General features: G+C 42.0%; 29 protein-coding genes. 1 reads left to right on the top strand and 28 read right to left on the bottom strand.

The window, feature by feature from the left end; translation table 11 throughout:
- Positions 1-3 precede the first annotated feature (3 nt).
- From purN to M1F55_RS06795, 26 genes are all read right to left on the bottom strand, one after another.
- Positions 4-555: a phosphoribosylglycinamide formyltransferase gene (gene purN / locus M1F55_RS06675; RefSeq protein WP_247947534.1), complete on the bottom strand. Its 552-nt coding sequence runs from the start codon at positions 553-555 to the stop codon at positions 4-6.
- Positions 552-1,574: a phosphoribosylformylglycinamidine cyclo-ligase gene (gene purM / locus M1F55_RS06680; protein ID WP_247947535.1), complete on the bottom strand. Its 1,023-nt coding sequence runs from the start codon at positions 1,572-1,574 to the stop codon at positions 552-554. Before purM ends, purN begins: the two co-directional genes overlap by 4 nt.
- A 36-nt stretch (positions 1,575-1,610) precedes the next feature.
- Complete coding sequence (gene purF, locus M1F55_RS06685; protein WP_247947536.1) at positions 1,611-3,053, bottom strand: amidophosphoribosyltransferase; 1,443 nt, start codon at positions 3,051-3,053, stop codon at positions 1,611-1,613.
- A gap of 93 nt (positions 3,054-3,146) precedes the next feature.
- A complete protein-coding gene (locus M1F55_RS06690) occupies positions 3,147-6,872 on the bottom strand; it encodes a phosphoribosylformylglycinamidine synthase (protein ID WP_247947537.1) in 3,726 nt (1,241 codons plus the stop codon).
- 54 nt (positions 6,873-6,926) lie between these two features.
- Positions 6,927-7,070: a phosphoribosylaminoimidazolesuccinocarboxamide synthase gene (locus M1F55_RS09055; protein ID WP_078228447.1), complete on the bottom strand. Its 144-nt coding sequence runs from the start codon at positions 7,068-7,070 to the stop codon at positions 6,927-6,929.
- Between the two features lies 1 nt (position 7,071).
- The gene (gene purC, locus M1F55_RS06695; RefSeq protein ID WP_000043282.1) at positions 7,072-7,779 is read right to left on the bottom strand and encodes a phosphoribosylaminoimidazolesuccinocarboxamide synthase; all 708 of its coding nucleotides are present in this window, start codon (positions 7,777-7,779) and stop codon (positions 7,072-7,074) included.
- 170 nt (positions 7,780-7,949) lie between these two features.
- Positions 7,950-9,299, bottom strand: coding sequence for an HlyD family secretion protein (gene comB / locus M1F55_RS06700; RefSeq protein ID WP_247947538.1), 1,350 nt, complete (start codon positions 9,297-9,299; stop codon positions 7,950-7,952).
- A gap of 12 nt (positions 9,300-9,311) precedes the next feature.
- The gene (comA, locus tag M1F55_RS06705) at positions 9,312-11,465 is read right to left on the bottom strand and encodes a peptide cleavage/export ABC transporter (protein WP_247947539.1); all 2,154 of its coding nucleotides are present in this window, start codon (positions 11,463-11,465) and stop codon (positions 9,312-9,314) included.
- Positions 11,466-11,621: 156 nt separating this feature from the next.
- Positions 11,622-11,810 carry a hypothetical protein gene (locus M1F55_RS06710; protein ID WP_247947540.1) on the bottom strand — a complete coding sequence of 63 codons (189 nt, stop codon included), beginning with the start codon at positions 11,808-11,810 and terminating at the stop codon, positions 11,622-11,624.
- Between the two features lie 409 nt (positions 11,811-12,219).
- Positions 12,220-12,426, bottom strand: a complete 207-nt coding sequence (locus tag M1F55_RS06715) for a hypothetical protein (protein WP_049544737.1) — start codon at positions 12,424-12,426, stop codon at positions 12,220-12,222.
- Positions 12,427-12,504: 78 nt separating this feature from the next.
- Complete coding sequence (locus tag M1F55_RS06720) at positions 12,505-12,684, bottom strand: hypothetical protein (protein WP_247947541.1); 180 nt, start codon at positions 12,682-12,684, stop codon at positions 12,505-12,507.
- Between the two features lie 83 nt (positions 12,685-12,767).
- Positions 12,768-12,968, bottom strand: coding sequence for a hypothetical protein (locus tag M1F55_RS06725; protein ID WP_023940558.1), 201 nt, complete (start codon positions 12,966-12,968; stop codon positions 12,768-12,770).
- Between the two features lie 90 nt (positions 12,969-13,058).
- On the bottom strand, positions 13,059-13,259 hold the full coding sequence (locus M1F55_RS06730; protein WP_050207636.1) for an SPPN_00645 family bacteriocin-like peptide: 201 nt from the start codon (positions 13,257-13,259) through the stop codon (positions 13,059-13,061).
- A 32-nt stretch (positions 13,260-13,291) separates the two neighbouring features.
- Positions 13,292-13,480 carry a hypothetical protein gene (locus M1F55_RS06735; protein WP_050967306.1) on the bottom strand — a complete coding sequence of 63 codons (189 nt, stop codon included), beginning with the start codon at positions 13,478-13,480 and terminating at the stop codon, positions 13,292-13,294.
- A gap of 19 nt (positions 13,481-13,499) precedes the next feature.
- Entirely contained in the window at positions 13,500-13,664 is a 165-nt protein-coding gene (locus M1F55_RS06740) for a class IIb bacteriocin, lactobin A/cerein 7B family (RefSeq protein ID WP_247947542.1), read from the bottom strand.
- 128 nt (positions 13,665-13,792) lie between these two features.
- Complete coding sequence (locus M1F55_RS06745) at positions 13,793-13,933, bottom strand: hypothetical protein (RefSeq protein WP_247947543.1); 141 nt, start codon at positions 13,931-13,933, stop codon at positions 13,793-13,795.
- Positions 13,934-13,943: 10 nt separating this feature from the next.
- The gene (locus tag M1F55_RS06750; protein WP_049499438.1) at positions 13,944-14,072 is read right to left on the bottom strand and encodes a smi_0059.1 family bacteriocin-like peptide; all 129 of its coding nucleotides are present in this window, start codon (positions 14,070-14,072) and stop codon (positions 13,944-13,946) included.
- Positions 14,073-14,322: 250 nt separating this feature from the next.
- Positions 14,323-15,054 (bottom strand): response regulator transcription factor, encoded by a 732-nt coding sequence (locus M1F55_RS06755; RefSeq protein ID WP_020903295.1) that lies wholly within the window; start codon positions 15,052-15,054, stop codon positions 14,323-14,325.
- Complete coding sequence (locus M1F55_RS09060) at positions 15,051-15,926, bottom strand: GHKL domain-containing protein (RefSeq protein ID WP_247947544.1); 876 nt, start codon at positions 15,924-15,926, stop codon at positions 15,051-15,053. The genes M1F55_RS06755 and M1F55_RS09060 overlap by 4 nt, the downstream gene beginning before the upstream one ends.
- 493 nt (positions 15,927-16,419) lie before the next feature.
- Positions 16,420-16,554 carry a ComC/BlpC family leader-containing pheromone/bacteriocin gene (locus M1F55_RS06765; RefSeq protein WP_000425302.1) on the bottom strand — a complete coding sequence of 45 codons (135 nt, stop codon included), beginning with the start codon at positions 16,552-16,554 and terminating at the stop codon, positions 16,420-16,422.
- A 151-nt stretch (positions 16,555-16,705) separates the two neighbouring features.
- Positions 16,706-17,875, bottom strand: coding sequence for a PspC-like choline-binding domain-containing protein (locus M1F55_RS06770; RefSeq protein ID WP_247947545.1), 1,170 nt, complete (start codon positions 17,873-17,875; stop codon positions 16,706-16,708).
- Positions 17,876-17,987: 112 nt separating this feature from the next.
- A complete protein-coding gene (locus M1F55_RS06775; protein ID WP_247947546.1) occupies positions 17,988-18,839 on the bottom strand; it encodes a C40 family peptidase in 852 nt (283 codons plus the stop codon).
- 168 nt (positions 18,840-19,007) lie between these two features.
- Positions 19,008-19,241: an acyl carrier protein gene (locus tag M1F55_RS06780; protein WP_000136445.1), complete on the bottom strand. Its 234-nt coding sequence runs from the start codon at positions 19,239-19,241 to the stop codon at positions 19,008-19,010.
- Between the two features lie 5 nt (positions 19,242-19,246).
- Positions 19,247-20,239 (bottom strand): phosphate acyltransferase PlsX, encoded by a 993-nt coding sequence (gene plsX, locus M1F55_RS06785; RefSeq protein WP_049551062.1) that lies wholly within the window; start codon positions 20,237-20,239, stop codon positions 19,247-19,249.
- Entirely contained in the window at positions 20,236-21,006 is a 771-nt protein-coding gene (recO, locus tag M1F55_RS06790; RefSeq protein ID WP_049502344.1) for a DNA repair protein RecO, read from the bottom strand. The genes plsX and recO overlap by 4 nt, the downstream gene beginning before the upstream one ends.
- Positions 21,003-22,172: a pyridoxal phosphate-dependent aminotransferase gene (locus M1F55_RS06795; RefSeq protein ID WP_247947547.1), complete on the bottom strand. Its 1,170-nt coding sequence runs from the start codon at positions 22,170-22,172 to the stop codon at positions 21,003-21,005. Before M1F55_RS06795 ends, recO begins: the two co-directional genes overlap by 4 nt.
- Before the next feature lie 571 nt (positions 22,173-22,743).
- Between M1F55_RS06795 and M1F55_RS06800 the strand changes: the two genes are divergently transcribed.
- Positions 22,744-23,754 (top strand): YeiH family protein, encoded by a 1,011-nt coding sequence (locus M1F55_RS06800; RefSeq protein WP_247947548.1) that lies wholly within the window; start codon positions 22,744-22,746, stop codon positions 23,752-23,754.
- Positions 23,755-23,785: 31 nt separating this feature from the next.
- Here M1F55_RS06800 and M1F55_RS06805 read toward each other — a convergent pair whose 3' ends face one another.
- On the bottom strand, positions 23,786-24,223 hold the full coding sequence (locus M1F55_RS06805; RefSeq protein ID WP_004257688.1) for a CoA-binding protein: 438 nt from the start codon (positions 24,221-24,223) through the stop codon (positions 23,786-23,788).
- An 84-nt stretch (positions 24,224-24,307) separates the two neighbouring features.
- The gene (gene polA, locus M1F55_RS06810; RefSeq protein WP_247947549.1) at positions 24,308-26,941 is read right to left on the bottom strand and encodes a DNA polymerase I; all 2,634 of its coding nucleotides are present in this window, start codon (positions 26,939-26,941) and stop codon (positions 24,308-24,310) included.
- Between the last annotated feature and the right edge of the window lie 54 nt (positions 26,942-26,995).

Consider the following 26,995-nt stretch of genomic DNA (forward strand, 5'->3'; position numbering starts at 1 on the left):
AATTTACCTTCTCTCCACTCCCAAGCTATCCAGTACCTCTGGATACAACTTGTACTCCGCCTCATGAATGCGAGCTTCAAAGCTTTCGATAGTATCATCAGCTAGTCGTGGCACACGGACTTGCTTGATAACCTTTCCTGTATCTACACCAGAGTCCACCCAGTGAATGGTCACGCCGCTCTCAGCAACACCAGCATTCCAAGCATCCTCAATCCCATGAGCTCCTGGAAATTCTGGCAAGTAGGCTGGATGAATGTTTATAATCCGACCTTCATAAGCCGCCAATAAGGTTGGCCCAACGATTTTCATGTAGCCTGCTAGGCAAACCAAGTCAATCTGGCGTTCTTCCAAGAGTTCGACAAGGGCCGCTTCGTAGTCTGCCTTGCTCTCAAACTCCTTGAGTTCAAAAGCATAGGACAGAACGCCGAGCTTGTCTGCACGTTCGAGCACATAGGCATCACGATGGTCTGAAAAGACAAACTCTACTGGAAATTGTTCCGCCATCACCTGAAAATTTGAGCCATTACCAGAGGCAAAAACCGCTATTTTTTTCATTTGATGATGACACTTTCGTTTTCTTTCTTGACGATGCGACCAATTTCATAGACTGGTTCATCCAACAATTCCTTGACACGACTTACATTTTCAGGGCTAACTGCCATCATGAGCCCTACGCCCATATTGAAGATTTCAAACATTTCTTCGTGCTTGATTTGACCGTATTTTTCAAGGGCTTTGAAGATTGGCAAAACTGGTACCTTGCTTTCCTCAATCTCTGCAGCCAAGTCTTCTGCAAACATGCGAGGGACATTCTCAATAAAGCCACCACCAGTGATGTGGGCAATGCCGTTGACCAACTCTTCCTTGATGAGTGGCAAAACAGCCTTGACATAGATACGAGTTGGCTCAAGAAGAACTTCCTTGAGTTTCTTGCCTTCCAATTCTGGTAAGATTTCCTCACCTGTGTAATCCGCAAAGACACGACGGACGAGAGAGTAACCATTGGAATGAATCCCACTTGAAGCAAGTCCGAGAAGAATATCTCCTTCTGCCACTTTTGAACCGTCAATGATTTGAGATTTTTCAGCCACACCGACCGCAAAACCTGCCAAATCATAGTCATCTGCACCATACATGCCAGGCATTTCAGCCGTTTCCCCACCAATGAGGGCAACGCCTGCCTGCACACAACCTTCTGCCACACCAGCAACCACTTGTTCTAGCTTAGCTGGTTCATTCTTCCCTGTCGCTACGTAGTCAAGGAAATAGAGGGGCTCCGCACCTGCAGCGATGATATCATTGACACACATGGCCACACAATCCTGACCGATGGTATCGTGCTTGTCGTATTTGATAGCCAACATAAGCTTGGTTCCGACACCATCAGTCCCTGAGATCAATACGGGCTCTTTGACACCTGTTTTTGAAAGGTCAAACATGCCACCAAAGCCACCAAGAGCTCCCATGACCCCTGCACGCTCCGTACGAGCCACGTGCTTCTTGATCCGCTCAACAACTTCATAACCCGCTTCAACATCCACACCAGATTGAGCGTACGCATTTTTATTTGTCATTTTTATATTCCTTTTCTTTAACGGAAGATCTGTCATCTATTTGTAAAAACTGGTCTTTTCTTCCAAACTTCGACGATAGTCTTCTTCATAATCGTAGAGAGGGGTTGGGTAGTCACCGTCAAAGTAAGCGACACATAGACCACCATTTGGCGCATCTGTTTCAATACCAATTGAATCAATCAACCCCTCAACAGAAAGATAAGTCAGACTGTCCGCACCAATGATTTGGCGAGTTTCTTCGACCGTATGATTGGCCGCAATTAGCTCCTGACGTGTCTGGATATCAATCCCGTAGAAACATGGATAAGCTAGCGCTGGGCTTCCAATAGCCACGTGAACTTCAGTCGCACCCGCTTCTTTCAAAAGCTGAACGATACGACGAGAGGTCGTCCCACGTACAATAGAGTCATCAATCATAACCACACGCTTGCCTTTGACAACACCTGAAACAGCAGATAGTTTCATCCGCACCCCTTGCTCCCGCAATTCTTGAGTCGGTTGAATAAAGGTGCGTTGAGTATATTGATTCTTAATAAGTCCCATTTCGTTTGGTAGACCAGATTCTTCTGCAAATCCCATTGCTGCGCTGAGAGAAGAATTGGGCACACCGACCACGATATCCGCCTCATGCTTGAATTCACGCGCCAATTGGGCACCCATACGTTTACGTGCCGTATGGACATTGACACCGTGGATATTAGAATCAGGGCGAGCAAAATAAATATACTCCATAGAACAGATTGCTAGCTGAGTATCATCTGTATAGCTATCATACTGGATTCCCTTGTAATCAATGATCACAATCTCACCTGGCTTCAAATCACGAATCCATTCAGCACCAATGACCTCAAAAGCACAAGTTTCAGAGGAAACCACCACCGCTCCGTTGGCCATTTTCCCGATAGAAAGCGGACGAAAACCATTGGGGTCAAGAGCCGCGATCAACTTGTCTTCAAATAACAAGATATAGGCAAAACCACCTTTGACAAGACTGAGCGCCTCCTTGATTTTGCCCATCAGGCTAGGATTATGACTGCGACGAATGAGGTGGGCCAAGATTTCTGAATCAGAAGTCGCACTGAAAATGGCTCCTCTTTCTTCCAACTCTTTCTTAAGAGAGGCTGCATTGGTCAGATTTCCATTATGAGCCAAGCCAAACTGCATATCATGAAAACGGAAGAGAAAAGGCTGGATGTTATCTACAGAAGCTTCGCCAGCAGTCGCATAACGAACATGCCCAATCGCACCAGTTCCTGTCAATTTATCTAAGTTAGCAGGATTTCTGAAGACTTCTGATAAAAGTCCCATGTCACGATGGCGCTTCAATTGTCCCTGATCATTGGAGAGGATTCCTGCCCCCTCTTGACCACGGTGCTGAAGACTATGGAGACCAAAATAGGTCAATTTAGCAGCATCTGGATGTCCCCAGATACCGAAAACACCACATTCTTCATTAAGAGATTTTACTTCGTATGTCATTTTATATACCTAATTTTTATTTGTGTAGCACCAAGAGCTAAATCTACATGACTTTTACATTACTGATACTATCTATTAGAAAATCTGTAAGTCTTATTTTCCAGTAAAGTATTTAACCGCTGACGCGAACAGGTGCTGGTCTTTGCTACCTGGGATATTTTGGAAAAGACCGTCTTCATAACGTTCTGAGTGGCCCATCTTACCGATGATTTGGCCGTTCTTGCTGGTAATTCCTTCGATGGCGTGGACAGAACCATTCGGATTGTACTTAGAATCCATACTTGGTTTGCCGTTAAAATCAACATATTGGCTGAAAATTTGTCCGTTGTCACGGAGCTCAGCGAATTCCTCAGCCGTCACGACAAATTTCCCTTCACCGTGCGAAACAGGAATAGCATGAATCTCACCAACTTCCACTCCAGCAAGCCATGGTGAGTTAGTATTGGCAATGCGAGTTTCCACCATCTTGGCCACGTGTTGGTTGGCATCATTGTAGAAGAGGGTTGGACTAGTACTGCTTGCATCTTCAAAGTTTCCGTATGGTAGGAGGCCTGATTTTACCAAGGCCTGGAATCCATTACAGATACCGATAATCAATCCACCACGGGAGATAAAGCTATCAATAGCTACACGCACTTTTTCATTGAGCAGAATATTGACAATGAACTTAGCTGAACCATCTGGCTCGTCCGCAGCTGAGAATCCACCGGCAAAGAAGAGAATGTTCGCCTTGCCGATGTTGTCAACCATGGTTTCAACTGACTTGACAATGGCTTCTTCATTCAAGGTCACAAATGGCACCAAGTTGACCTCTGCACCTTCTTTTTCGAAGGCCTTGGCTGAGTCATATTCTGAGTTAGTTCCTGGGAAGACTGGGATATAGACTACCGGTTTTTCAACTTTTTCTTTAGCTTGGATGACTGTGTTAGTAGCGACAGCTGGAACTTTAGCCAGTTCTTTCGCTTGAGCAAATTCTGTTGGGTAAACTTCTTCCAATTTCCCTTGGAAAGCACTGTCAAGTTTGTGTCCATCTAGCTTCACATCGTTGACAGTTAGTGTAAAGTCTGCTTTTGTTTGTCCGATTTTCTCCACTCCAGCGATTTCTTCAGGAGAGGTAAAGACAAATCCACCTAATTGAGCTGTCAAAGCCGTTTCAAGTTCAGGCAAGATTACCTCTGCACCAATATGATTTCCAAAGGTAGCGAGAGCCAAACTTTCAACCACACCGCCGTATTTAACAGCTGAAGCTGCTGTTACTTTGTGAGCCTTTTGAAGGGCTTCAAACTGAGCAAAGTTAGACTTAACCAAGTCAAAATCAATTTCTGCAGAGAGGGCTTGACCTGGGATGTAGTAGATATTTTCATCAGCAGTTTTGAACTCTGGAGAGAGGACCTTACGGCTATCTGCCGTCGTCACCCCAAAGGCTACCAAGGTTGGCGGTACTGTCAATTCTTCAAAAGTACCAGACATGGAGTCTTTACCACCGATAGATGGCAAACCAAGTTGAATCTGAGCTTCAATAGATCCAAGAAGAGCTGCTACAGGCTGACCAAAACGCTCAGCTTGTTTGTCCATGCGCTCGAAGTACTCTTGGTAAGAGAAGCGAGCCTTAGACCAGTTTGCGCCAGCAGCAACCAAACGAGCAGTTGCTTCGATAACCGCATAAGCAGCACCGTGGTATGGAGACCATTCTGCGACATAAGGGTTAAACCCTTGAGCCATAACAGACGCCGTATGAGTCACACCGTGTTGAACTGGTAATTTCTGCACAGATGCCTCAGTTGGTGTGAGTTGGTAACGACCACCAAGTGGGTGATTAACCGTTGAACGACCAACAGAGCAGTCAAAGATAGTCTGTAATCCTTTTTGACTCGCATGATTCAAATCAGATAGAACCGCAAGGGTATCAGCTTCAAGTGTATCAGAGTTTGTTGTGCGCTCTTCTGGGAGCTTGACATCCTTGTCCACAACCTTAGCATTGACGACCACGCGCACACCGTTTGTATCAAGGAAACGACGCTCCAAGTCGACAATTGTTTCACCATTCCAGTGCATGACTAGATTTGGTTTTTCAGTCACTGTCGCCACCACAACAGCATCAATATTCTCTTTGTTACATTCCGCAACGAAGGCATCTATGTCTTCTGGACGAACCACGACCGCCATCCGTTCTTGAGATTCAGAGATGGCAATTTCAGTACCATTCAAGCCCTGGTATTTAAGAGGCACCTTGTTGAGGTCTATTTCAAGACCGTCTGCTAATTCACCGATGGCTACACAGACACCACCTGCTCCAAAGTCATTGGACTTCTTGATAAGACGAGTGACATCGCCATTACGGAAAAGGCGCTGAATCTTGCGTTCTTCGATGGCATTCCCTTTTTGAACCTCAGCACCGGCAGTCTCTACAGACTCAACTGTTTGAACCTTAGAAGACCCTGTCGCACCACCGACACCATCACGCCCAGTCTTACCACCTAGCAAGATAATCACGTCACCCGCTTCCGGTTTTTCACGAACAACATTACCCTTGGGAGCCGCACCAACAACAGCACCTAGCTCCATACGCTTAGCAACGAAACCTGGGTGGAAATACTCACGAACATAGGTCGTCGCAAGCCCAATCTGGTTACCATATGAAGAATAACCATGAGCAGCTGTTTTAGAAATCACTTGTTGTGGCAACTTACCAGCACGAGTTTCCGAAATCGGTGCTGTAATATCACCAGCACCCGAGATTCGCATGGCTTGGTAAACATATGAGCGACCTGACAATGGATCACGAATAGCACCACCGATACAAGTAGCCGCTCCACCAAATGGCTCAATTTCCGTTGGGTGGTTGTGTGTTTCGTTTTTAAACATAAGGAGCCAAGGTTCCTTTACGCCATCAACGTCCACTTCGATTTCGACTGAGCAAGCATTGATTTCGTCTGACACTTCCATATCGTCCAAACGTCCATTAGCACGTTCATAACGACCGAAAATAGTCGCCATATCCATCAATGTTTGCGGTTTTTCAGAACGCCCCAACTCATCACGCATGGCAATATACTTGTCATAGGTAGCCTGCAATTGTTTTTGGAATTTAGAAGCTGAGAAATCAATGTGCTTCAACTCAGTCTCAAAAGTCGTATGACGGCAGTGGTCAGACCAGTAAGTATCCAAAACCTTGAGTTCCGTCTCAGTTGGCACGCGCCCGATTGATTTGAAATAGTCTTGGATAAAGAGCAAATCATCCACTTCCATGGCCATGCCCTGCTCGGCCATGTAGCGCGCAAAGTCTTCTGCTGTATAGCTTTCAAAGAAAGTCAATTTAGTAATGGTCTTGTCTGACTCAGAAAATTCCTGCTTGGCAATCCCTGTCGTGATGTCCTTGAAACGAGAATCAACTGGGTTGAGCAGATAGTTCTTGACCGCCTCTAACTCCGTCGCATCAATATCTTTATTGACCAAATAAAGTTGAGCAGTATTAACCGTTACATCACTCGAACTTCCTAGTAAAAGCAAGGCTTCCTGTGAAGATGCTGCACGCTGGTCAAATTGACCTGGCAGGCTTTCAATGGCAAAGAAAGCATAGTTAGCAAGATCCGCCTGTACAGCAGCTTCATCCAAGACATGGTCTGTCACCTGCTCAGAGAAGATGTGTTTCTCTGCAGGTGCAAACAGGTCCTCTGCCAAGTCAAATACATCATACACTTGCACGATGCGAATACTTTTCAAGCTTGAAAGTCCCAAGTTGTGCTGGAGTTCTCTCACCAAACTCTCTGACTTGACCTGAAAATCAGCCTTTTTTTCAACAAAAATACGTTTATCCATCAATCCTTATTCCTTTATTTCAGCTTTTACAATGTTCCAACGACCTTGAGGTTGTTATTTCAAACCCTGCAACTTTTCCCAGACAATCTCGTAAACATCTGTTAGTTCTCCCAATCCCCTACGGAGTGAAAAGGTCTGGGGGACCTTTTCAGCCTGAGTCCTTTTAGTTGAGAGACGAAGGTTTTCCGTTGCAAACAGATTATTTCAAACCTTGCAGCTTCTCCCAAACAACTTCATAAACATCGGTTAATTCACCTAGTCCCCTACGGAAAACATCCTTATCCATGTGGTTGCCATCTGCATCCCACAAACGGCAATTATCTGGTGAAAATTCATCTGCCAAGATAATCTTGCCATCCTTGTCAAAACCGAACTCTAGCTTAAAGTCAATCAACTTAAGCCCAATCTCAGCAAACCAGCCTTTCAAAAGTTCATTGATACGACGCGTTTCTTCCTTCAAGTAGGCAATCTGCTGGTCATCCGCAATCTGTAGGAATTTCACATGCTCATCATTGATGAATGGATCATCCAAATCATCATTTTTGTAGTAAAATTCGACAATCGGAGTCTCAAATGCGATTCCTTCGTCTACACCAAAACGTTTTGAAAAGGAACCAGCCGTGTAGTTGCGAAGCACAACCTCGAGAGGAATAATCTCAACCTTTTTATTGAGTTGTTCTGTATCTGAAAGTTTCTCCACAAAGTGAGTCGCCACACCAGCCGCATTTAATTTCTCAAAAATAAAAGATGAAATCTGATTATTCAACACTCCTTTGCCCGCAATCTGCTCCTTCTTAACACCATTGAAAGCAGTCGCCTGATCCTTGTAAGTTGAAATAATAAGATTTTCATCCTCAGTTGTATAGATATCTTTAGCTTTTCCCGAATAGATTAATTGTTTTGACATTTTAAAGTTCGCCTTTCGTTTTACTTGAGCACATTCTACCACAAAAAACATAAAATTACAAGAATTTAACCGAATAAATAACAGTTAAGTTTCAAAAATCGTAAAGAAAAAAACTGTAAGAAGAATCTTTCTCACAGTTTCAAAATCATTTGATTCTAAAAATACGAACATTACTCTTTATTCAAAAATTGATCCAAATAATAACGTAGGTAACTTTTCTTGCCCGTAATCATCTGCAGACGACCTTCCACCCCATAACGAAGTTTTTCAGCCTGCTCCGAAGTTAGATTAGTCTCCGCCTCAATTTTAAAGAAATTCCCAGTTTCAGTCTTGGTAGCTGTCGCATCAATACTTGTAATAGTAGAATCTAGGAAAATTTGATTTTTCGCATCATGAGTCGTAGTATAACGAACAGAATCACCGACCTTGATCCTTGCTACATCTTTTGAACTTAGATAAGCTGTGAGTTTTGCTTTCCCTTCTTTTTCCAAAGACGGATAGAGTTGGGCTAGCAGAGTACCTTCTGCCACCATGGTAGAATCACTGGTCTCAGGATTAAGATGAAGCACCCCATCCTCACTGGCCGTAATTTTCCCCTTGTCTAAAAGATTTCCCTGAACCTTCTTACCTGACTCCACCTCCAAGATTTTCTGGTCTAGAAGGGTCAATTCCTGACCAACCTTAGCCAAGTGTTGTGATTTTAAGGATTCCAATTGACTGCTTAATCCTGACGCATATGCTTGTTGGGTGCCTGAACCTGCATACTGGACACGGTAAGTAGCAAGACTGGATTCTAACTGAGAAAGCTGTGCTTCAACCTGCGCAACTGCCTGGGCCTTAGCTTGCGGATTTTCCTCGCCCTGAGACTTATAGGACTGGTAAAGAGAGTAGGCTAGATTCTGACTAGCCAAGGAAGCACCTGTTTCAATAGCTGACTTAGCTGTCTGGTAATCGCGAATTTTAGCCTCTGTTTGACTGATGAGGTTGCCGATTTCGGCTTGGGTTTGGCTAGCTGCTGCATTCTGAGACGCGATGGTCTCATTTTGTTGCGATATACTAGCCCTAAGGCTAGCCGCTTGGCTGATGTAGTCGCGAAAGGTGGCCTGGTAGCCAAATTTATCCTCCTCTGGAAAGTGGTTCTCCCCTTCTTGCAAGCTCTTCTGCAAATACTCCAATTGCTTTTTTTGATCCTTGAGCATGTCCAACTGACTAGCATAGGCCTCCGCTTGGACACCCTCTGCCCCTTCCTGATATTGAACCAAAAGCTCCCCCTTCTTGACCAACTTATTTTCCTCCAAATGATTGGCAAGAATACGATTGTTGCTAGTTGACTGGATATTTGCAAGGATACGACTAGGCTCGACAGTAGCTCTAGTAGACATACTCATCTCCTTCTCTGCCAAAGTTGCAAAGCCAAGTAAAAACACGAGCAGAAGGAACATGGGGACAATCACCCGACTGGAAAAATTATGGTAACGACGATTATAAAACTCCGCACTTTCTAAAAATTCTGGTTTCATCCTCTCCTCTTTCTAGCTATTGACCAAATGGGCGTAAAAACCACCCTGTGCAAGCAAATCAGCATGATTTCCTTCTTCAACAATCTTGCCCTGATCCAAGACAACAACCTTCTCTGTCCGCTCAGCAATGGTCAAGCGGTGAGCGATGAAAATCAAGGTCTTATCTAAAGCCATAAGATTATCGACAATTCGCTTCTCTGTCAGAATATCCAAACTGCTGGTCGCCTCATCCAAGATCAAGACCGGCGCATCTGTCAAGAGAGCACGTGCCAGAGCAATTCTCTGACGTTGACCACCTGAGATCCCTGCCCCATCCGAAGTCAATTCTGTCTGGTAATTCAGTGGCATGCGCTCAATGTCCTCCCGAATCTCTGCCAATTCGACCGCCCGTAAGATATCTTCCTGTGTCGTCCCCTCCTTGGCTCCCAAAAGAAGATTGTCCAAAATCGTTCCGTTAAAGACATAGGGCTGTTGAGGCAGATAGTTGATATACTGGCGCAAGGCCTTTTTATCAATCTGATTGAGATTGACACCACCCAGACTAATCTCCCCTTGACTTGGGTCGTAAAAATTAACCATCATCTTGGCCAAGGTCGTCTTACCTGACCCTGAAATCCCCACAAAAGCCACCTTAGAACCTTGGGGAATGGTCAAATTGATATCCAACAAGACGTCTCGACCATAGCCATACTTGTAAGAAACCTGCTTGAAGGTCATATCTCCCTTCATCAAGCTCAAATCCTCAACCGTTTTCTTCTCCTCAAACTCCGAAGCTACCAGATATACTTCATTTAGACGGTTATTGGCAACCTGTGCTGTCTGAAGCTTGGTTTGCAGATTGATGATATTTTCCAAAGGATTTGTAAAGTAAACCAGCAAGGTATTATAGGTAATCAACTGCCCCAAACTCATCTTGCCATCCATGACCAGAACAGCTCCCATCCAGAGAATGCCGACATTGAGTAAGAGATGGGCAACTTTTTTCAGAGCCTTTTGCTGACTCTCTGCCCGACTATAGGTAAAGGATTTTTTCAGATAATCCACAAATTCCTTGTCAATCTTTTGGTAACGCTGACTTTCACTGGTCAAAGACTTGATAGTCTCAATACCGTTGATGTCCTCAATGATAGAAGAAGACAGAACCGCATTGGCTTCCATGGTATCCCGATTCATCTTTTCAAACGGCTTCATAAAGGCAAAGATAATCACTGTATAGATAGGAAGTGCCAATAAGGTTATGAAAAAGAGATTGGTATTTTGTGAAAATAAAACAAGGGAAATAATGACAACCGTTGACACATCTAGGAAAATCGAAAGAATGGTCGAAGCCAGCGCATCAATGATACTGTTAGCATCTGTAAAACGAGAAACGATTTCCCCTGTCCTGCGCGTCGCAAAAAAGGACATAGGCAGGTGAAAAACATGCTTGATGTAGGACAAAATCACATCAATCGACAAGCGTTGCCCCAAAACAAGCAAGAGATACTCCTGAGCGTAAGACAAGACCTGCTGAAGGATGTAGACAATGACCAGCCCAATAGAAATAATCCCCAGTGTCGAACGCATCTGATCTGGCACATAGGTATCAATGATAGACTGCAGATAATAAGAACCCACAATGTTAATCAAGGTGGCCAAGAGTGTTGCCAAAACGATATTAGCAATCAAGCCACGCTGCTTCACTAATATAGGAATAAAAGAGAGCAGACCATTCTTTTGATCCTTATGAGGCTTGTAGTCTGGACTAGGTGCCATAAAAAGAGTCACTCCTGTCCATTCTTCCGCAAAACGCTCACGTGGCAGTTTTGTCAATTTCACCCCAGGATCTGGATCGGCAATATGAATGCTGTCCTTGTCCTGCCCAGTCACCACATAGTAGTGGAGCAATTTCCCTTCCTTAAGTACATGAGCAACAAAAGGAAAGGTCAAATCTGGCAAGTCAAAGAGTGTCATATCCGCCTTGATCGCTCGCGTCTCAAAGCCAATCTCCTCTGCTACCTTGACCAAGCCCAAAGCCGTCGTCCCATCCTTGGTCGTCTTGGCTAATTCTCGCAAGTGAGCCAAAGAATAGTAACTACCATAGTAGCCAAAAACCATGGCTAATGAAGCTACACCGCAGTCCATCTGATCCACCTGCGGACGATAATGGCGTTTCCCAAATTTCATATTCATCTCCTTTTCCTAAACTCATCTGATAATAACTATCTTACCCCAATCACCAAACAAAAACTGGACTTCCTCCCCAAATGCGCCTATCTCCCTCCCAACTGCACTTTTGGGATAAAAAATAGGTAGAACAAACGTCCTGCCTAAAATATATATTTATTTCTTTTTCTTCCTAATTCTTTTGTCAATCATATATAAAACGATAATAGAAAACACCGGTGGTACAATATAACTCTTTTCACTCATTGTCAGCTGAAATCCCAGAGTTGCTAGTATCTTAAAGATGAAAATATTCATCAAAAATAGAAAAACAAATACTAAAAAATATTTTAAAACCTTCTTCATTCCTTTTCTTCAACTTTCCTAATTTCTATACCTATTTTATCAAAAAAGCACGAACAACAATACAAATAAACTCCAAACGATATAAATAAACACCTCAACTGCACTTTTGGGATAAAAAATAGGCAGAACAAATGTCATGCCTACTAAAAATATGGTATGAAAGGAAATTGATTTTTTACTGACACCCTAGGCAAGCTTGGAACAAATAAATCATTGATAGCAACATTTACGACATCCTATTTATTACTTTAATTTCTAATGTCCCTGCTATTTCTAAGCCGCCTCTGGTATGATCTATTCACAGTCAGAATAGATAACACCGTTCTAAATTACGATTCATAGTTACTCCTTTTTTTTGATTCGTTACTATAAGACACCTATTCCCTATAGAGCGTCTACCGCTTCAAATCTATCTATTCTTTTTTTCTTTACTTCTGTATAAAAGAATGAAGACCATCATAAATAATGCAACCGTGGGTATATTAAAATTATCAAACCAAGTAGGTAAAGATACTTTATTTATGTCAGCCACTAATCTGATGATGATATAAGACATTGAACTAAGTAATACCATGATTTCAGGCAAAACTTTCAATACTGATTTAACGAATTTCATATTAAACTCCAATGTGGTGCATTCTTAGATTCTACTCTAACCATTTTCAGCGAAGACTAACAAGTCATTCTTAACTGCTCACTCTACTTGCTTTTTATTGGCCTTATATCCTAGATAAAAGAGCCCAAATAAAACAGGGTAAATTTCTGGATAAAATAGGGTATTGGTTGGATTTCTCAAAATCAAATACGTTGCGATGTAGATTATGAGCGATACGATAAAATACCCCTCAGCAAAACCTAATAAAAATGTTTTCATGTTAGACTCCTATTTACCTGACAAGAATGGCGGAAAAACGCTGCCATTCACATGCACCAAATCCTTTTGATTCATGTTCGTCATTACTCCTTTGTATTATATTTTATTGCTATGTAAATGATTAAAATGAGTATTGGATAAGTAAATACTTCTGAAATATCCATAAAATTTACACTATACTGTCCTGATAATATTTTATAGTCAATTAAAATTTGAACGATAGTAAAAATAATACGTAGCGATAACAATACCCCTAATAATATCACTTCTTTTTTTAAAAACATAGAAATGCCTCTCTGACTACAATCAGATTATGGTCTATTCGAAAAAGAATTCAAAAATATAATATATGATGTCAATTTTAATAAACTATATTAATAAAATGCATTGTAAACATTTCGCCCAAATGCTCTACCAGCATTATAGATACCACCGAAAAATCTTCCCGTACTATCAATCACTTTATGGACATCGATGTTAATATTACCTCTCCATGACACTCGACCGCCCTCTACTGTTGCTAAATCTTTTTCTGTGAGACTTGTAAATCTTTCTTCAATTTTTATCATATTCATTGTATTTGTTCCTCTTTATCTATAATTTTTTATTAAAATAAATAATTGTAAACCATTTCGCCAAACTTCTGTCCCGCCCAATAAACCGGTCCTAAAAGTAATGTCCCTAAAGCATAAACCCCAACTACTCCAACTATGAAAATCAATACTTTTACAGGAATTGACTGCAAACTGTAAAAGGTCTCTACCCTAGTAATCCAACTTTCTATCATGCGTTCCATCAGCGCTCTTCCTTCCCTGTTAACGTCCACGACGCTTAGCATGTGCTCCTGAAGCACCATCTACCGCACCCAATAAAAACGTTCCTGCAATTGCGACTCCTCCAACTACTACCAGACCAATTAGCAAACCTCCTTCTACATCGGCCATTTCCTCATGACTCATTACATGAAAACGATCTTCCATATTTTTAAATTTTTCCATCTTATTCTCCTTTTTTGATTATTAACAATTGAAAAAGGTAGTTTTTTGTCTTTCCTTTTTCATATATTCTATTCGTTGTTATAGATAACCTTTACTCTCTAAATATTATCTTAGAATCCAAATAATGCACGACGTAACAATAGACCTGTAATTAAACCCCGTTGATAACTTTCCTTGCTACCACCCACCAGCAAGGCTAAGTCGCTTTCCTTTAATACTTCAATAGTACACTTATCATTCATTTCATTCATCGCTTATCCCCTAAAAACCTAAACCTCTACGAAATCCAACGTACCAATCTGCAAGTGTCTTCGTCCAATTTTCTCCACCTTGAATATCGGTCAATTCTTCCGAAGTCAGCTCAACAAATCCATAATAATGTTCTTTCATTATTTTATTCCTTTCTTTTTTCCCTCTCACTTATCTATTCGAAAAACAATCCGAAAATGAACAACTAAATTAAATTAAATTTATTTGAAAAATAATTTAGTAAACCACGGATAAAAAATTGGTAGATACATGAACTAGGCTCCTTTCTGTTTCCTCTTACTTATCTATTCGAAAAAGAAGTCAAAAAAATAAGAATATCAGAAAATTTTCCGACATTCTTATTGATAAATTCATTCAAATCTAACAGATATTAGACATTGAGATGTTTTTTAAGGGTTCTTCTGGCTGTTCGTGATACGGGGAAGTGCAAGCCTTCTAACAAGGTCACTTCTGTGGCAGTCATCTCCTCAATAGCCTGTAAACTGACCAACGTATTGCGATTGGCATAGACAAAGTAATCTTTTTCAGCCTTAGCAGCGATATCCTTGAGACTGCCGTAAATGGTCTTGATAGAATGATTGGCATAATAGACCTTGATACGATGGGATTCCACTGAAGTTTCAAAGGCTAAAATCTCATGGTAGGGCAAAGTAAAGCCCCGTCTTCCCTCAAAACTATAGGTGAATAGACGCATATTTTCTCTCTTATCCACTGCCAGTACATAGTCCAGACAGCGCTCCAGCTGATGACGGTAATCCTCCTCAGGCTGATCCTTGGAAATAAAATCCAAGGCAGACAAGTGGTAGCGAAAAGCTAGAGGCAAGGCCTCCGAGTGCGTGGACACAAAGACAATGCTTGTAAAAGGATCCCGCTCCCGAACATGTTGAGCAACCTGAAAGCCCCGTTCACGCTCTCCATCAATCTCTAAATCCAATAAATAGAGCTGGTAATGGTCAAAATACTGGGAATACTTTTCAACGTCTCCATAGTTTTTGGCAATATCAATTTCCAATCTTAAATTACGAGAGCGACCGATATCTAGTAAAGTCTGCTCTATCCGTCCCTGCTGGACTCTATCGTCTTCCAAAACTAAAATTCTCATTCCTCTCCTCCTCGTTCCTCATCCTTAAATGGCAATTCTAAATCTTGTCTAAAGGTCGTCTCTCCCAGTTGGGTATCTAAGTTCAAATCATAATGAAAAACCATATCCTCCAAGGTCGCTAAGCCCAGTCCACTGTGCTTGCCCTTGGTAGAGTAACCCTTTTGACTGAGAATGCTGGGATTCAGTTCTTCTTTCTTACGAGTGTTTTCAATGATAAAACGAACACTCCTATCACCTGCCAACAAAGCAACTCGAATCTGCGGATTTTCCGCCTCATTCGCTGCTTCTAAAGCATTTGTCGTGAGGATAGAGAGGATACGGATAGCCTCCAACATCGGCAATGCCAGCTCTTCGACGACCCCCACCGTCTCCAAACTAAAATGAATTCCCTGATTATCTGCCACAATCATGGCTTTTGCCAAGGTATTACGAATGGCTATATCATGGATATTGTGAAGATTAAAGGCTGTGTAGTCCGCCTTTCTCAGCTTTTCATTTGTCTTTAGAAAGACATCTTGATAAATGGTAGACACCTCGGCCATGTCTTGATTCGCTATGGCAGGCTCCATGCTAGCGACAATCCCTGCAAAATCATGACGGAAACCTCGAACTTCATCATAGAGATGACCCAGCTTATCCACCATCCCTTGCAAGGAACGATTTTCATCTTCTTGTCTCTGAATGGTCTGCTCATCACGATAAACCTGCTCCAAATGCTTAATGTAAAAGAGCCAAGAGAAAAATAGGATGAAAATCAGGAGAGAAATGGTCGTATCAAATCGAACGTAGAAAGGATTACATCCTCCAGACATGATGGATGAAAACAGTCTGAAACCAAACAATAAGGATAAGATCCACATACTTTTCGTCACTAACGATTGAAATTTATCTAAAAATAATATATTGAAATCAATTCCCCATCGTCTTAAAATGACAACAGACAAAAACAACGAAATCAAACTAAATACAGAATCAAATCCACTATGCAAGAAATCAGATAGTTCAGAGTAGTCAAATATCAATCGTATTATAAATGTCAAAACCAAATATCGAATACTTTGATAAAACATAAATAGATAAAGGGCAAGAAAGAGAGCTTCCTTCTTCTTTTTCTTTAACACAATCCAAAATATTATATAAAAGAATAATAAATTGGCAACATGCAAGAAACTCGGAAAAACGAAGGTAGCAAATAGATGAAAAACTACCCAAAGAAATATAGAGCGTTTGTCATAAAATGCTTTAGAGAGTTGACTACCTAGATAAATCGGAGGAGCTAAAATATTGATTAAAATCAATATAAACACTAAAAATTCAAGTAATATAATCATAAATCTGTTTAGTTAACACATTTTAATCAAAATACTATCTTGGATCTGGGAGTAGATGTAGCCAATGGTAAATATCTTCAAAAATCCCTCCACCATTCACTTCCTCCAATACCTCTGGGGTTAACTCTTCAAATTGTTCTAATTCTACAAATGTATTTTTCATTTCCATGACAGACTCCTTTTCATACTTTTATATCCTCTCTAACCCCTTATAAATCCACAAAAGGCTTTAGTTTCCTTTTAAAATACAAGAAATCTAAAGCCTCCTGAAAATGGTATATTGGTTAGAGTGTTAATAATTAGTTGTGAAGATATTATTTTTATTTAACCACAACCACTTTATAATATTCGTTTGAGTGTGGAGATTCAATTTTAATTTTTTCACCATATAAACCATCAATTTCTTTATCAAGATAATCTGAAACTCCTGATGGCAAGCGTTTCATCTTAAGAATTTCACCAGATTGACCCGCATAGGCTAGGATATGATGGTGTGTAGTGGTTGCTCCATCATCAATTAATACAAAGTAACCTGTTTTGAGCTTACCTTGCTCATTTTCTAAATAGTATAGTTTATTGTTATTGATTGTGAAACTGGTAGCTCCAAGACGAAGTCGTGCACCTGGATTTTCTAAATAGACATCATTGCCAACTTTTTTAATCTCTGAATAGGTGGTCATTGCGGGGATATTAACCACACGATGTCCATTTTCATCAAAGTAGTAGCGATTTGGTAAGTTTTGGAAGTTCTGTACAACTGCCTTAGGATCAATTTCTTGTCCTTCGTCTTTATTATCTACCAGAGCTAAGGTAGTATTTGAAACCTCATCTCCATATTTATTAGAAAACTTCTTAAACTCTGGTCTGATATACCAAGCATTTTTTTCAATAATAACATCGTCACCTTTAGCATTTAGCAAATATTCTTGCCCATCTCCAAGTTTGACAATATCATGAATATTGTATCCAGCATCTTTTCTATTTGCTAGATAGCCATCCTTACCAATGACATAACTTTCCCCATCACTGGCTGGGACAGCTCTATCTGCTACCATAGCACCTGATTTTTCAAAGTAAGACCATTTACCATTTGGAGTCACCCATCCTGTTGCCATAGCGCCACTGCCTTTAAGGTAATACCATGTAGATCCTTCTTTGTACCAACCAGTGCGCATAACCCCACTATCTGCTAGTGAGTACCATGTATTGCCTTCCTTGTACCAGCCAGTACGCATAGCCCCACTATCTGCGAGCGAATACCATGTATTTCCGTCTTTGAGCCAGCCTGTCTGCATTTTACCAGAACCGTCAAAGTGGTACCAAGAGCCAGCATTTTGTACCCATTTATCCTTAGCGAGACTGCCATCTTGAGAAAGATTCCAGTCAGAACCATTTTTAACCCAAGTATCTGCAGCCTGTGCTTGATTGATTGTCAAAATGAAACCAGCGCCTGCAAGCAAACCAAGTGTGAGAAGTTTAGATTTTTTCATAGCCATTTCCTCCTTTATTGAATAGCTACAGGAGGGTTTCCCCTCTTTATTTAGCTATATTCTAATACTTTTCATAATCAAAGTCAATAATATTGTGAAAAATTAGACAATATTACCAATATCTACGAATTGTATTTTGAGTAATACCGTATTGATCCATATAAGAAACATATTGACCTGGATATGGAGCATGAACTACCTTTCCACCACCAACATAAATACCTACATGGTCATTTGTCTCTTCACTATTATACAAAATTAAATCTCCAGCTTGTTGAGAACCATTACTTACATAGCTTCCTCCTGTTGCTTGACCATAGGTCACTCTAGGAATACTAATATCAAACTTAGCATGAATAGCCATCGTAAATCCTGAGCAATCTACGCCACTATTCAAATCTGCTCCACCCCAAACATATGGAATTTTCCCTACAAATGTCTCGGCATATTCACCAAGTGCCTGTCCACGATTTTCTACCCATACACCACTGTCTCTAAAGAAGTATGGTGTACCATTCACACGTTGATAACCAGTGACCATAGCACCACTAGCAGATAAGTAGTAATAATTACCATCAGGTTGAATCCAAGTATTTTCTTTCATCCATCCTTGGTCATCAAAATAGTACCACTTGCCATCTAATTGTTCCCAATTTTTAGCATACCCACCTGAACCGTATTTAAACCACCATTTACCATTGGTTTGCATCCATGTGCCTTTCGGATCACGATATTGATTGAAAGCTTTCTTCTCTTGATTTCCCTCTGCTTGGGTTTCTTTATCTTCAAAACCAATCAATTTTACTTGATCAGCTTCTTCAGCTTTTATCTTGCCTTGATTAACTAATTGAGCAATCGCTTCTTTCTCACTTGCTGATGGGGAATCAGCGTAGGCCACAGTAGTATTTGCTAGGAGAACGCCTCCTGCAAGAACTAATAAACTAGAATAAAGATATTTTTTCATCATAAAAATCCTTTCTTTTTTCTCCTTTTGGAGATTGATTTTTATGATTTCATTATATCCCTTATTTGTCCTCAGATTTCTCCTGTCCCTAGAAAGACTAAATCTGTTCCTAAACGGTCATTTGAACCAAAGAAAAATTCCAAAGCAAGTGCCTTGGAACTTCGATTTCTATTTTGCTTGAATGATTTTAACCACATCTCCTACACTTTGCAGTTGGTCAATTTCCTCATCGCTGATTTCGATATTAAATTCATCTTCCAGTGTCAAGATAAACTCCATCAAGTCAACTGAGTCCGCATCCAAATCGTCTTTCAGACTCAAGGATTCTGTCACGACAAAGTCCTCTCCCTGTCGCTCTTGGATAATGGTCACAATACGGTCAAAAATTTCTTTTTCTGTCATCTCTTTTATTCTCCTGAAAATTCGCGCGCAGTCTGGGCAACTACGTCTGTTTCTAGCATGGTACGAATCTGGCGGATTGTACTATACACAGCCTTGGCATCGCTTGAGCCATGAGTCTTGACAACCGGTGCCTTGACACCAAACAAGACTGCTCCACCAACATCTGAGTAGTTGAGCTGTTTTTTCAAACCTCTAAGGCTATCCTTGAGAAGGAGTGCGCCTAGTTTCGCTCGAAGACCACCATCTGTAATAGCTGTCTTGAGCAAGCCCATGATTCCCATGGCTGTCCCTTCGATGGATTTGAGCACAGCGTTTCCCGTGAAACCATCTGCCACAACAACATCTGCAACGCCATTCATCAAATCACGCGCTTCCACATTTCCGATAAAATTCAAACTTTCATCAGCCGCTAATAATTCATAGGTTTCCTTGCGAAGCGGGTCACCCTTGCTACTCTCTGTTCCATTGTTAAGTAAGCCAACACGTGGTTGCGCAATGCCACGGACATTTTTAGCATAGAAAGAACCTAGAACCGCGTATTGATGGAGGTGCTGGGCTGTATTTTCCGCATTAGCACCGAGGTCCAGCATGTCAAACCCCTTCCCATCTACAGTCGGCAAAGTCGACATAAGCCCAGGACGATCGATGTTCTTGATACGACCCACGATGAAAAATCCTGCTGCTAGTAAAGCACCTGTATTCCCAGCTGAGAGAACAGCGTCTGCTTCTCCCTCTTTGACAGCCTTGGCCGCCAAGACCATACTGGCATTTTTCTTCTTCCGAATAGCTCTCGTAGGTTCATCGTCTGAATCAATCTTCTCATCCGTATGGATAATGCTGACGCGCTCTGTCGCTGTCAGATATTGCTTGATTTTAGCTTCATCTCCGTAGAGTTGAACCTCGATATCTGAAAAGTCAGCTAGGGCTTGATTGACACCCTCAACGATGGCCTGAGGTGCGTAATCGCCCCCCATGGCATCTACTGCGATTTTTTTCATTTCTTTTCCTCTTTTAGTAATTGTCCCCAGTCTGCTAGGGAATCAATAAATTTCTTTGATTTTAGGTGAATCCCAACGTACTCTTCGTAGAGTTGATCCATAAATTGGCGTAGTTCTTGCTTGATTTCAGGCTTGAGCGAAATGGTCTCCAATGTCTCAAAATCAATAGCTTGAAATTGATTGAGCAGATAGGGGATATTGGGATTGAGATGGCAACGTCTCTCATCTTCATGATAATGATTTGGACAGAGGCAGGCTCCATATTTGAAAGAAAAGTCAAAAGCCTGACCGACCCGATGACAAAAGACACACTCATTAAAATTGAGACTAATACCAAATCGGGTCAAGATTTGAATTTCAAAAATATTAGTCAAAACCTGATAATCCAAGCCCGCTTCCATCAATTCCAAAGTCTTTTGCAAAAAAGCAAACAAGGGAGCATCCTGCTGATTGTCCTGCAAACTAGCATCGGCAAGAGCTGCCACGTAGGTCGCATAGGCCATGACAAAGAGATCGCTATTAATCTTGGGAAAAGTCATCACCTCATGATAGTCCTCAATGTAACTAAGCCCATCATCATTGATTCGCAAGAGAAATCGTGCCAGCACCAAGGGCTGAATAACAGGGGCCAGCTTAGACTGACCAGCGTGTTTGACGAAAAACATCCGCTTGCCAGCCTGTTCTGTAAAAATCTTGACTAGCTTGTCATCCTCACGAAAGTTACGATTGTAGAGCACCAAGCCTTGACTCGTGATAGACTGAATCATGCTTCTCTCATATACTCCTCAAGTCGTTTCATGGCTTCTTTGATAGTCTCCATACTCGCTGCATAAGACAGACGCACATAGCCTTCTCCGTAACGCCCAAAGGCAGCACCAGGGATAAAGGCAACGGCCTTCTTCTGAGCAAAATCCTTTAGAAAGGCAAAGGAGTCTTGATTGTAGCCCGCTGGAATCTTAGCAAAGATATAGAAGGCACCGTCTGGTTTAATAATCTCAAAACCAAGAGCAGTCATTTTCTCGATAATATAGTCCCGACGCTGGATGTATTCCTTTTTCATAGGCTCCGCATCATTTTTACCAGCCGTCAAGGCCTCCACCGCAGCATGTTGAGCCATAGTATTTGCGGCAGTAACCAAGTACTGGTGACTCTTAATCAACTGAGCTGTAAAGGCTGCAGGAGCAAAAATCAGACCCAAACGCCAACCTGTCATGGCATGCGATTTAGATAGACCATTGATAATAATAGCCTGATCTCTCAACATGGTTCCCAGAGACACATGGGCTTCGCCTGTATAGGTCAATTCTGAGTAAACCTCATCACAGACAACGAAAATTTCATACTTGCGTAAAACAGCTGCCAAGGCTTCCAACTGCTCCCGACTATAGGTAATCCCTGTCGGATTGGCTGGATAGTTGAGAATAACCGCCTTGAGCTTGTCACCTTGCTCCAAAATAGCCTTTTCTAACATCTCAGGAGTCAAGACAAATCCATTTTCAGTCGTGTCAATCTCGACAACCTCTGCCCCAACTAGATTGACAATCGGTTCATAGCCTGGATAAGCAGGTGCTGGCAAAAGTACCTTGTCTCCCTCTTCTAAAATAGCTGTCAAAGTAGCAGATAAAGCCTCTGTCGCCCCAATTGTAACCAAGATTTCATTTTCAGGAGCATAGTCCAGTTGGTATTTTTCCTTAACAAAATCACTGGCCGCCTGACGTAAGGTCAGCAGACCACTCATCCCTGTATAGTAGGATTGGTTCTGGTCAATCGCCCGCTTGGCCGCCTCCTTGATATGATCTGGCGTTGTAAAATCAGGTTCCCCCAAGGTCAAACGCAAGACCCCAGGAATCTCCGAAATAGCCTGGTCAAACTGACGAATCAACGAAACTTGAATCTTATCTAACTGTTTATTAAAGCGCTTAGTTAAATCCATAGATACCTCCTACTGTCAAAACGTATCTCTATTATACTACAAAAGCCCACCGACCGCAAAAATACATGATAGAATAACGCTAGCATAACAAATTGAAGTGTGTTAATTTAAATTGATTACAACACTATGTTTTTAGAATACTCAATGAAAATCTCATGAGACTAGGAATCGAGGTGAAAGCATAACTAAAGTTAGGTAAGCCGAAGATGACAACGTATCATGAGATTTTCGACGAGTATTGAGGTTTTGATAATCTTCGTTACAACTATTCTAGCACCATTACTGATTACTATTACCGGTAATGTCATTTCTGAGTGGATAGTCAGAAAGTGGTTAGATAAGCGCGACAAAAAAAATACAACCTGAGTTTAGTTTTAATGTAACTAGACAAAAAGAAATACCAGAGGTGGAGCTCTGGTATTTTTGTTTTTGCCAAGACTTCGTTACAGTTCTTGTAAGATTATTATCACATAATTAGCACTACTTGTCAAATAATTGTTAGCTCCACTTTCTATTTTACTTTTCCTGTTTACAGGTCTATAATGGTAACAGATTCTATTTGGAGGTTTTTATGTCATTTCTATCAAAAAATGGAGCAGGCATCTTGGCCTGCCTTCTCATTTCTATCCTATCTTGGTACTTAGGAGGATTCTTCCCCGTCGTGGGTGCACCTGTCTTTGCAATTTTTGCTGGAATGCTCCTCCACCCCTGGCTCTCATCCTATAAACAACTGGATGCGGGATTGACCTTTAGTTCAAAAAAATTGCTCCAATATGCTGTTATCTTGCTTGGTTTTGGTCTCAATATCTCGCAAGTCTTTGCAGTTGGACAAACTTCGCTCCCTGTCATCCTGTCTACCATTTCAATAGCTTTGATTGTTGCCTACCTCTTCCAACGCTTCTTTTCACTGGACACAAAACTGGCTACCTTGATTGGAGTTGGTTCTTCTATCTGCGGTGGCTCTGCCATTGCTGCGACAGCGCCCGTTATCCATGCTAAGGAAAAGGAAGTAGCCCAAGCCATTTCTGTTATCTTTTTCTTCAATGTCTTGGCTGCACTCATCTTTCCGACTCTAGGAACCTGGCTTCATCTATCCAATGACGGCTTCGCCCTCTTTGCAGGGACTGCAGTCAATGACACTTCCTCTGTAACGGCTACCGCCAGCGCCTGGGACAGTCTCTACCAGACCAATACCCTCGAATCCGCAACCATTGTCAAACTCACACGAACCCTGGCTATCATCCCCATCACTCTCTTTCTCTCCTACTGGCAAAGTCGCCAACAAGAAAATAAGCAAGGATTGCAACTGAAAAAAGTCTTCCCACTTTTTATCCTCTACTTCATCCTTGCATCTCTCCTAACCACCCTACTGACCTCTCTCGGTGTGTCCAGTAGCTTCTTTACTCCTCTCAAACAACTCTCCAAATTCCTCATTATCATGGCCATGAGTGCTATCGGTCTCAAAACAAATCTGGTGGCTATGATCAAATCCAGCGGAAAATCCATTGTCCTCGGAGCCATTTGCTGGATAGCCATCATTCTCACCAGTCTCGGTATGCAGACCCTTATCGGCATTTTCTAACACAAAAGGTAGCCCACCAGCTACCTTTTTCTTATGCTTCCTCAATCAAGCGAGTATGTTCTCTCTTGATGCAACGATTCATCACGATGTCATCGCATCCTCCAGCACGCAAGATTTCTTCCGCTTCTAGACTTTCAAGTCCTAGCTGTGCCCAAAAAATTTTAGCATCAGCCTTGAGAAAATCACGCGCCACATCTGGCAGAAACTCGCTGCGACGGTAAACATTGACAATATCTACAGGAAAAGGAATCTCAGCTAGGCTGGCATAAACCTTTTCACCCAAGATTTCGCCACCTGCCGCCTTAGGATTGACTGGGATAATTTTATAACCCCGAGCCTGCATTTCCTTGGTCACTCGATTACTGGTTGTTTCCTCGCGGTCAGACAATCCCACCACAGCAAGGGTTTTACTAGTTGCTAGATACTGACGAATCACGCCATCACTTGGATTGATAAATTCTTGACTCATAGAAATCCTCCTTTTTCATCAGTATAGCATATTTTGAAAAGGCTTGCATAATTCTACTACAAAAAAGGAGGACTAGCCCCCTTTTTATTTAGCCTCGTACCAGGTTGCCCCTTCATTCTCATCTGCGATAAGGGGAACACTGAGTTGAATGGCTTCTTCCATGGTTTGTTTCACCAATTTTTTCATCTCTACCAATTCAGACTTAGGAACTTCAAGGACGATTTCATCGTGCACTTGTAACAGCATCTTAGTCTGATAACCACCTGCAACCAAGGCTTTATCCAGCTGAATCATGGCAATCTTGAGAATATCTGCCGCCGAACCCTGGATAGGCGAGTTGATGGCAGTTCGCTCCGCAAAACCACGAATGTTAAAGTTACGCGAATTGATATCTGGCAACTCACGACGACGCTTGAAGAGGGTCTCTACATAGCCCTTATCACGCGCCTCACGCACCACTTCATCCATGTAATTTTTAATACCTGGGAAGCGTTCAAAGTAGGTATCAATGTAGGCCTTGGCCTCCTTACGGCTGATGCCCAGATTATTAGACAAGCCAAAATCTGAAATCCCGTAAACTACTCCAAAGTTAACTGCTTTGGCATTGCGACGGTCGTTTGGAGTCACATCCTCAGGGCGTTCAATTCCAAAGACCCGCATGGCCGTCGAGGTATGGATATCTGCTCCCTCTTGAAAGGCCTTAATCAGATGCTCATCCTTAGAAATATGCGCCAAAACGCGCAATTCAATCTGTGAATAGTCCGAGCTGAGCAACACACTATCCTCCCACTCAGGCACAAAAGCCTTACGAATGAGACGGCCTTGCTCCAAACGAACAGGAATATTTTGCAAGTTTGGATCCACACTAGACAGACGCCCAGTCTGGGTCAAATCCTGCACATAGCGAGTATGAATCTTGCCATCAGCCAAAATCCAGTCCTGCAAGCCAATCACATAAGTGGATTGAATCTTAGCAATCTGACGGTAGTCAAGGATTTTCTTAACAATTGGCGCAATAGGAGCCAGACGCTCCAAGACATCCACGGCTGTCGAGTATCCAGTCTTGGTTTTCTTAGTGTATTCTAGAGGTAGCCCCAATTTTTCAAAGAGAAGCACGCCCAACTGCTTAGGCGAGTTAATATTAAACTCCTCACCAGCCAGTTCGTAAATCTCCTGAGTCAGTTTTTCAATAACAAGCTCATTTTCAGCCTGCATCTCAAGCAAGGTCTCTTTCTTGACCGTAATCCCAGCAATTTCCATCTTGGCAAGGACAAAAGCCAGAGGTTGCTCCATATCATAAAGAAGCTCTAATTGCCCATTTTCGCTGAGTTTTTCAAGCAAAATAGGCTTTGTTTCGATCAAAACTGCAATCTTACGAGCCAAGTGTTCCAAGAATTTCTCGCGTTCAGGAATGGCTCTCTTGACACCCTTACCGTAGAAAGTTTCATCATCAACCAAATAAGTCTGACCATAAAGACTAGCGATGGTCGCAATTTCATTGTCCTCCACAGTCGAAAGGAGGTATTTAGCCAAACGGCTATCAAAAGCAGGCGCCTGCAAATCCACACCAAAACGATGCAAGAGAACTTTAGCCTTCTTAAAGTCATAAACTCTCAGAGGTGTTTTTTCTAAAAAGTCCTTGCAAATCGGGTCTTGCAACAGCTCAAGCTTGTCTGTAGCATAGAGCTTTTCCCCACAAGACCAGGCAAATCCAACCAAATCATCCGTATGGTAATTCTCACCAAAAAGCTCAAAGTGGAAGATAGACTCTTCACTCAGCATATCTTGGCTAATTTGGTCAACGATAGTAAAGCCCAAACTCTCAGCGACATCAGTTGACGACACATTTAAAGCCTGCTTGAGCTGTTTGAAACCCATCTCATCGTAAAATTTCCCAAGATTTTCCACATCTGGACCACTATAGACTAAATCCTCCAAACCAATCTCAATCGGTGCCTTGATATCAATGGTAGCCAGTGTTTTAGACAAAAAGGCCTGTTCCTTATCATTGATGAGATTTTCCTTCATCTTAGAAGCCTTCATCCCATCGATATTTTCATAAATCCCCTCGAGTGAGCCATGCTCCAGCAAGAGCTTGATGCCCGTCTTTTCACCGATTTTGGTCACCCCAGGGATATTATCCGACTTATCACCCATGAGCGCCTTGAGATCGATAAACTGCGTCGGTGTAATGCCCATCTTTTCCATAAGATATTCTGGTGTAAAGGCCTCAAACTCAGCCACACCTTTCTTGGAAATCTCAACCACCGTATGCTCATCCGTCAGCTGAATCAAGTCCTTGTCCCCACTGACAATGGTAATATCAAAACCATCCTGCTCTGCTAGCTTATCCAGTGTCCCAATGATATCATCTGCCTCATACTGAGCCAACTCATAGTGACGAATCCCCATATGGTCCAACAACTCACGAATGAATGGAAATTGCTCACGAAACTCATCAGGAGTCTTAGCCCGACCACCCTTATAGTCCGCATACATCTCTGTCCGGAAGGTCGTCTTTCCCGCATCAAAAGCCACCAAAATATGACTCGGCTTAACCCGCTCCAACAAATGGCTCAACATCAACTGAAAGCCATAAATCGCATTGGTATGCAAACCAGCCGCATTCTTAAAACGGTCCAACTGCTGATAGAGCGCAAAAAACGCCCGAAAAGCAACAGAAGATCCATCAATCAATAATAATTTTTTCTTATCCATACACCCATTATAAAGGAAAGCACCAAAAAATACCATTGGGAAGAGCCAGACCGA

The sequence above is a fragment of the Streptococcus mitis genome (genome assembly GCF_023109235.1).
GTDB lineage: Bacteria > Bacillota > Bacilli > Lactobacillales > Streptococcaceae > Streptococcus > Streptococcus mitis_DA.

Coding starts and splice junctions, on each gene's coding strand:
- recO (WP_049502344.1), bottom strand. CDS start 21,006: ATGATTCAGTCTATCACGAGTCAAGGCTTGGTGCTCTACAATCGTAAC.
- M1F55_RS06730 (WP_050207636.1), bottom strand. CDS start 13,259: ATGAATATGATAAAAATTGAAGAAAGATTTACAAGTCTCACAGAAAAA.
- M1F55_RS06775 (WP_247947546.1), bottom strand. CDS start 18,839: ATGAAAAAATATCTTTATTCTAGTTTATTAGTTCTTGCAGGAGGCGTT.
- M1F55_RS06770 (WP_247947545.1), bottom strand. CDS start 17,875: ATGAAAAAATCTAAACTTCTCACACTTGGTTTGCTTGCAGGCGCTGGT.
- plsX (WP_049551062.1), bottom strand. CDS start 20,239: ATGAAAAAAATCGCAGTAGATGCCATGGGGGGCGATTACGCACCTCAG.
- purM (WP_247947535.1), bottom strand. CDS start 1,574: ATGACAAATAAAAATGCGTACGCTCAATCTGGTGTGGATGTTGAAGCG.
- M1F55_RS06725 (WP_023940558.1), bottom strand. CDS start 12,968: ATGTTTTTAAAAAAAGAAGTGATATTATTAGGGGTATTGTTATCGCTA.
- M1F55_RS06805 (WP_004257688.1), bottom strand. CDS start 24,223: ATGAGTCAAGAATTTATCAATCCAAGTGATGGCGTGATTCGTCAGTAT.
- polA (WP_247947549.1), bottom strand. CDS start 26,941: ATGGATAAGAAAAAATTATTATTGATTGATGGATCTTCTGTTGCTTTT.
- purC (WP_000043282.1), bottom strand. CDS start 7,779: ATGTCAAAACAATTAATCTATTCGGGAAAAGCTAAAGATATCTATACA.
- comB (WP_247947538.1), bottom strand. CDS start 9,299: ATGAAACCAGAATTTTTAGAAAGTGCGGAGTTTTATAATCGTCGTTAC.
- M1F55_RS06780 (WP_000136445.1), bottom strand. CDS start 19,241: ATGACAGAAAAAGAAATTTTTGACCGTATTGTGACCATTATCCAAGAG.
- comA (WP_247947539.1), bottom strand. CDS start 11,465: ATGAAATTTGGGAAACGCCATTATCGTCCGCAGGTGGATCAGATGGAC.
- M1F55_RS06750 (WP_049499438.1), bottom strand. CDS start 14,072: ATGAAAGAACATTATTATGGATTTGTTGAGCTGACTTCGGAAGAATTG.
- M1F55_RS06735 (WP_050967306.1), bottom strand. CDS start 13,480: ATGGAACGCATGATAGAAAGTTGGATTACTAGGGTAGAGACCTTTTAC.
- M1F55_RS06745 (WP_247947543.1), bottom strand. CDS start 13,933: ATGAATGAAATGAATGATAAGTGTACTATTGAAGTATTAAAGGAAAGC.
- M1F55_RS06740 (WP_247947542.1), bottom strand. CDS start 13,664: ATGGAAGATCGTTTTCATGTAATGAGTCATGAGGAAATGGCCGATGTA.
- M1F55_RS06715 (WP_049544737.1), bottom strand. CDS start 12,426: ATGAAATTCGTTAAATCAGTATTGAAAGTTTTGCCTGAAATCATGGTA.
- M1F55_RS06690 (WP_247947537.1), bottom strand. CDS start 6,872: ATGGATAAACGTATTTTTGTTGAAAAAAAGGCTGATTTTCAGGTCAAG.
- M1F55_RS06755 (WP_020903295.1), bottom strand. CDS start 15,054: ATGAGAATTTTAGTTTTGGAAGACGATAGAGTCCAGCAGGGACGGATA.
- M1F55_RS06710 (WP_247947540.1), bottom strand. CDS start 11,810: ATGAAGAAGGTTTTAAAATATTTTTTAGTATTTGTTTTTCTATTTTTG.
- purN (WP_247947534.1), bottom strand. CDS start 555: ATGAAAAAAATAGCGGTTTTTGCCTCTGGTAATGGCTCAAATTTTCAG.
- purF (WP_247947536.1), bottom strand. CDS start 3,053: ATGACATACGAAGTAAAATCTCTTAATGAAGAATGTGGTGTTTTCGGT.
- M1F55_RS06800 (WP_247947548.1), top strand. CDS start 22,744: ATGTCATTTCTATCAAAAAATGGAGCAGGCATCTTGGCCTGCCTTCTC.
- M1F55_RS06795 (WP_247947547.1), bottom strand. CDS start 22,172: ATGGATTTAACTAAGCGCTTTAATAAACAGTTAGATAAGATTCAAGTT.
- M1F55_RS06720 (WP_247947541.1), bottom strand. CDS start 12,684: ATGAAAACATTTTTATTAGGTTTTGCTGAGGGGTATTTTATCGTATCG.
- M1F55_RS06765 (WP_000425302.1), bottom strand. CDS start 16,554: ATGGAAATGAAAAATACATTTGTAGAATTAGAACAATTTGAAGAGTTA.